General features: G+C 47.9%; 2 protein-coding genes. Both read right to left on the bottom strand.

Going from position 1 to position 727, the window contains the following annotated elements; translation table 11 throughout:
• Window positions 1-147 (bottom strand): aminotransferase class V-fold PLP-dependent enzyme (locus R8N47_RS25010; RefSeq protein ID WP_318118058.1); only part of this gene is annotated, 147 nt, incomplete at its 3' end.
• Window positions 147-727 (bottom strand): DJ-1 family glyoxalase III (locus R8N47_RS25005; RefSeq protein WP_318186083.1); only part of this gene is annotated, 581 nt, incomplete at its 5' end. The genes R8N47_RS25010 and R8N47_RS25005, both read right to left, overlap by 1 nt.

Here is a 727-nt window from a genome sequence, read left to right as displayed (position 1 = left end):
TTGTGCACTGTAGTAACGGCTAATCACATCGATCACGCACTGTGGCTTTTGTGTTGTTGCTGCGCTATCAAGGTAAACCAAAGGCGATTGGTTTACGTCTTGATTTAGAGCCGGGAACTGTTCGCGTACAGCGTTTACGTCAAACATTACTCTTCACCAAATTCGTGATAATGCAGTGTTGGGATAGTGACTAGCGGTTCTGCGACCATCCATCCATGCTCTTTACCGGAAAGTTTGATAATGATTTCCATTGCGAACTCAAGTGCGGTTCCTGGTCCCTGACTTGTCAGTAGGTTGTGATTCACATCCATGGTGACACGTTTAGCTCGCCATTTGTCTTCAGGAATATGAGATTGGAAGCTTGGATGACATGTCATCAACGCATCTGGATACAGGTTGTGGTGTTGCAAAACCAAAGCAGGAGCTGCACAAATTGCCGCCACCAGTTTACCCTCGTACATGTGCTGTTTGAGGATTTCAATCATGACGGTACTGTCGCGGAAAGTTTCTGCTCCGCCCACGCCGCCAGATAATACAATGGCATCAAATTCGTCGTCAGCAATATCGACCAATTTGCAGTCAGCGGTCAGTGTTACACCGCGAGAGGCTTTCATTGTCAGTGCACCATCAAATGCAGCACTTGCAACTGTAACGTCATAACCCGCGCGAACCATCAAGTCGATAACGGTGAAGGCTTCCATTTCTTCGGTGCCCGGAGCGATTGGCA

This window comes from Vibrio sp. 2132-1 (genome assembly GCF_033344315.1).
This window is presented reverse-complemented; position numbering and strand designations above follow the sequence as displayed.